Raw genomic sequence first — 4472 nt, forward strand, 5'->3', positions numbered from 1 at the left:
ACCGATGAGCGTTATGAGCCGATCGGGACGATTCGAGTGGAACATGCCCCGCTTCATGCCGTTACGGTAGAAGAGAATATCGCATGGCTGATCGATGAATTGCCGGCTCTCTCTATCGCTATGGCGTGTGCTGAGGGGAAAAGCATCATCAAAAATGCCGAAGAGCTACGGGTCAAAGAGTCTGACCGTATTAAAACGGTTGTCGATAATCTGAACCTTTGCGGGATTGAGACCGAAGAGTATCCTGATGGGTATGCGGTAAAGGGCGGAGAATTGAAATCGGCTGTAGTGAACAGTTACGGCGATCATCGTATCGCGATGAGCTTTTTGATTGCAGGGCTTAAATGTGGGATGGAAGTGGAAGATATCGAGTGTATTAACACCTCGTTCCCGAATTTCTTTGAACTTTTGGGGATGTGTACAAAGGTAGAGAGATGAAAATCGTCCTTGCGGAGAGCTACGGCTTTTGTTTCGGTGTGAAACGGGCGATTAAGATTGCTGAAGAAAACCGAAACTCCGCAACCTATGGTCCTTTGATCCATAATGCCAATGAAATTGATCGACTCAAAAACGACTTTAACGTTGCTTTGAGTGAGAATCTTGACTCCTTTAGGGCGGGTGAGACAGCGGTTATTCGTACCCACGGCATCCCCAAGCAAGAACTCTCCACCCTCAATGAGCGCCATGTCAATGTCGTGGATGCAACCTGCCCTTATGTGACCAAGCCACAGCAAATATGTGAAGAGATGTCTGTTCAAGGGTATGACATCGTCATATTCGGGGATGAGGCTCATCCTGAGATTAAGGGTGTAAAAAGCTACGCTATCGGAAATGTTTTTGTCGTAAACAGTCCCGATGAAATCGATGGATTGCATTTGCGTGAAAAAATAGCCACCGTTGCCCAAACCACCCGAAAGATCGAAGAATATCAGCAGATCGTCGGAAAGCTGATGGCGAAGCACAAAGAGGTTCGTGTTTTTAATACGATCTGCAATGCAACCTTTGATAATCAAGATGCGGTACGTGATTTGGCACAAAAAGCCGATGTAATGATCGTTATTGGTGGTAAAAACTCATCTAATACTAAACAACTGCACTCAATTGCAAAAGAGTATTGTACTCATAGCTATCATATTGAGAGTCAGGATGATTTAGATGCTACATGGTTTAGTGGTAAACAATTTTGCGGTATCAGTGCCGGAGCTTCAACTCCTGATTGGATCATTGATGATGTTGTGAAGGCTATCAAAAGGATAGCCAGCTGATTAGAATTGTTTTTCTTATATGTATCTCAGTAATGCTTTATGGCAATGAACTTGTAGATGCACTGAAGCAAAGCAGTGTTTCGGGATACGGCAAGACAATGTTTGTGTATGATGATCGTATCTTGCCAAAGCGGGATCAATCAACTTTTGGTATTGGAGGAAAGCTCGCAGTTGAATCGGGGGCTTGGGATGGATTTAAAGCCAAAGCGGCTTATTATATTACAAGTGATTTAGGTCTTAGACATGCTAATTTAAAAAAAACCGACGCCTACATGTTCGATGTTGATAAAACACCTTATTCGGTTCTCGGTGAAGCTTCGATTGAATATAAAGAGGGTAGTTCAACACTTCTCTTCGGACGACAAGAGATTGATTCCCCTATCATCTCTACATACGATTATCGAATCATTCCTAACCTTTTTGAAGCCTATACTTTCACCAATAAGGCATTACCTCATACGGCAATAACACTCTCTTTTATCTCAAAAATGTCGGGATTGGATGGGCTGGTAAGTTTCAAACATTTTAGGAGTATGTCCCAGCAAACCTACACCTCTTTAGCGATGAGTAGTGATTTACAGATGATTGATTCGAATGATGGTGATACGATAGATATATCGAGAATTTCAGGGGATCAAGGTGTCATTATGAGCGGTATCGTTTATGAAAATAGTATCAAGATACAGGGGTGGAATTACTACTGTCGTGATGTTCTTGATGAGTTTTATTTAGATATGGCATTCCCTTATGAATTAAGTCCTACTCTCATTTCAAGATTCGAAGTTCAGGGATACGGTGTTCGTGATATCGGTCAATTTAAGGATTTTTTACACCATCTTGGACGTAATGGTTCTTATGAACTCTTCGGAACAAAAGTCTCTTTAGAGAGTAAAGAGGTTGGATTAACAATAGCATTGGCATATAACTATTTTACGGGTGATAAAAACACCGTCACCGCTTTTGGAAACTGGGGTGGATATCCCGAATACGTGGCGATTCCCTATATGTTTGCGCAAGATACTTCGGTATCTGCTCTCGCCAAAAGTCAGATGGGAAAATTAAGCTTTAAATATAATTTGGCAAAAGCAGGATTACCGAATCAGACACTGATTGGAGGATATTCGATCATCGATTTGGATGAGCGGATTATGCCCAATAGTGATATCGATATCATCAACTTTGTCTATAAAGCTAAAATATCCGATCCTTTAGGTGTCAAAATACAGTATGAATGGAGAGACTCTCCTAACTATCGATATGCGGATGATATGCTCACTCTCTCAGCAACCTATGCTTTTTAATACATTCACTGCGATACAATAACGTGATGAAACCAATTTTATATTTTTTGCTGCTATTGCTATTGACATTTGATGCCATGGGTTCTGACATAACGAAAATTTCTTTGACTGCGGATGAACAAACTTTCCTCAAAGCAAAAAAAGAGATCACAATGTGTGCGGATCCCGATTGGGAACCGTTTGAAATTATCAATGAACACGGTGAACATATCGGGATTGCGGCTGATTTGATTCAGCTCGTCGCAAAGCGATTGAATGTTCATATCAGGATTCTCCCGACTAAAACATGGGAAGAGACACTCGCACTTTCCAAATCGAAACAATGTGATATTATGAGTTTTGTCAACCAAACTCCTGAACGAGAAAAATGGCTTATTTTTACCCAGCCTCTTCTTTCTGATCCTAATATTTTGATTACCCGCGAGGAACACCCTTTCGTTGCCGATTTGATCGGTTTGGATCATGAGAGTGTTGTTTTACCTGCCGGAACAGCGATGCTCGAGAGGATGAGTAAAGATTTTACAAATCTGAAATTTATTCCGGTCGTTTCGGAACCGGATGCGATGAAGATGGTTTCAGAAAAAAAAGCAGATATGACGGTCAGATCGTTGATCGTTGCCGCCTATATTATAAAAAAAGAGGGATGGTTTAATTTAAAAATATCTGGACAGCCTCAGGGGTATGAGAATCATTTACGAATCGGTGTTATCAAAGAAGAACCTATCTTGCGAGATATTTTAGACAAAGGGATCCGTACCATTACCCCGATTGAGCGTGAAGCGATTATCAACAAACACACGGGGCTTGTGGTTAAAGAAGGGATTGATACTAAGACGGTTACACTAATTGTTTTAGGATTATTAGGAGTAGTCGGTTTGATTATCCTTTGGAATTATCTGCTGCACCGAAAAGTGCGTTTGGAAGTATCGAAAAACCTTCAGATTAAAGATCAACTCTATCAAAAAGCAAAACAGGCCGAAATCGGCAATCTGATCGCTAATATCTCTCATCAGTGGCGTGAACCCCTCTCTAAACTGAGTTCGATAAATCTTCTTAACATTGCCATGATTAGGACAGGGCAACCGATAGAGAATGGGTGGCTTTTAGAACAGTCTCAGAAGGTTGAAGATACGATTGATTTTATGTCTCATACGATGCAGAACTTTTTGGAATTTTACAAACAAAGCAGTGTTAAAGCCGATTTTTCGGTGTATGAATCGATCGAAAGCTCCATCGCCATTATTGAAACAAAAATTCTCGATTTCGGCGTTCATGTGGTGATAGAGGGGGATGATAGTGTACTGTATGGAATCAAAAACGAGTGGATGCAGGTTTGGCTGAATCTTTTAAACAACTCGATTAAAATATTTGAAGAACGAAACATTGAAAATCCGATGATACGTATTGAAATAAGTCTTGAACGAATTAACTTTTGCGATAACGGCGGGGGAATGGATACGTCGATTGAACATAACGGGCTTGGGCATCAGATGTGTCAAGAGATTGCAACTAAATACGGTGCTCGACTGGAATTTACGAATAAAGATGAGGGTTTATGCGTAAGGGTTGTTTTACGATAGGTTTGCGATATTAATAGGAGATAATACACCATATACTTAAGAGAGGTAATAAATTATGGGAACAGGCTTAGAGTGGAATGAGGAGTATCGTTTAGGGATCAGCTACATCGATGATCAGCACAAAAAACTTTTTGAGATTGTTGCCCAGATTGCCGCACTCGATGCGCTTACTTCGACCAAAGAGGAACTCAAAGCGATTTTAGGAGAGCTGAATCGTTATATGAATAAGCATTTTCGAGATGAAGAAGTTTACATGCACAAAATCGGTTTTCCCGAATACGAGTATCACAAAAATCTCCATCGTGAAATTATCGAGTTTGTGAATA

At 40.7% G+C, this 4472-nt stretch carries 4 protein-coding genes and 1 pseudogene; all 5 read left to right on the forward strand.

Annotation, left to right across the window (positions count from 1 at the left end):
* Nucleotides 1-438: pseudogene (locus JZU62_RS02690) on the forward strand (3-phosphoshikimate 1-carboxyvinyltransferase); the annotation flags it as partial.
* Nucleotides 435-1265 carry a 4-hydroxy-3-methylbut-2-enyl diphosphate reductase gene (locus JZU62_RS02695; RefSeq protein WP_295011645.1) on the forward strand — a complete coding sequence of 277 codons (831 nt, stop codon included), beginning with the start codon at nt 435-437 and terminating at the stop codon, nt 1263-1265. The pseudogene JZU62_RS02690 and the gene JZU62_RS02695, both read left to right, overlap by 4 nt.
* Nucleotides 1266-1297: 32 nt before the next feature.
* On the forward strand, nt 1298-2566 hold the full coding sequence (locus tag JZU62_RS02700) for a hypothetical protein (protein ID WP_295011647.1): 1269 nt from the start codon (nt 1298-1300) through the stop codon (nt 2564-2566).
* Nucleotides 2567-2592: 26 nt separating this feature from the next.
* Nucleotides 2593-4146 (forward strand): transporter substrate-binding domain-containing protein, encoded by a 1554-nt coding sequence (locus JZU62_RS02705; protein WP_295011649.1) that lies wholly within the window; start codon nt 2593-2595, stop codon nt 4144-4146.
* 55 nt (nt 4147-4201) lie between these two features.
* A partial coding sequence (locus JZU62_RS02710) for a hemerythrin domain-containing protein (protein ID WP_295011651.1) occupies nt 4202-4472 on the forward strand: 271 nt, incomplete at its 3' end.

Origin of the sequence: Sulfuricurvum sp., assembly GCF_019163035.1 — a bacterium.
Taxonomy (GTDB): Bacteria; Campylobacterota; Campylobacteria; order Campylobacterales; family Sulfurimonadaceae; genus Sulfuricurvum.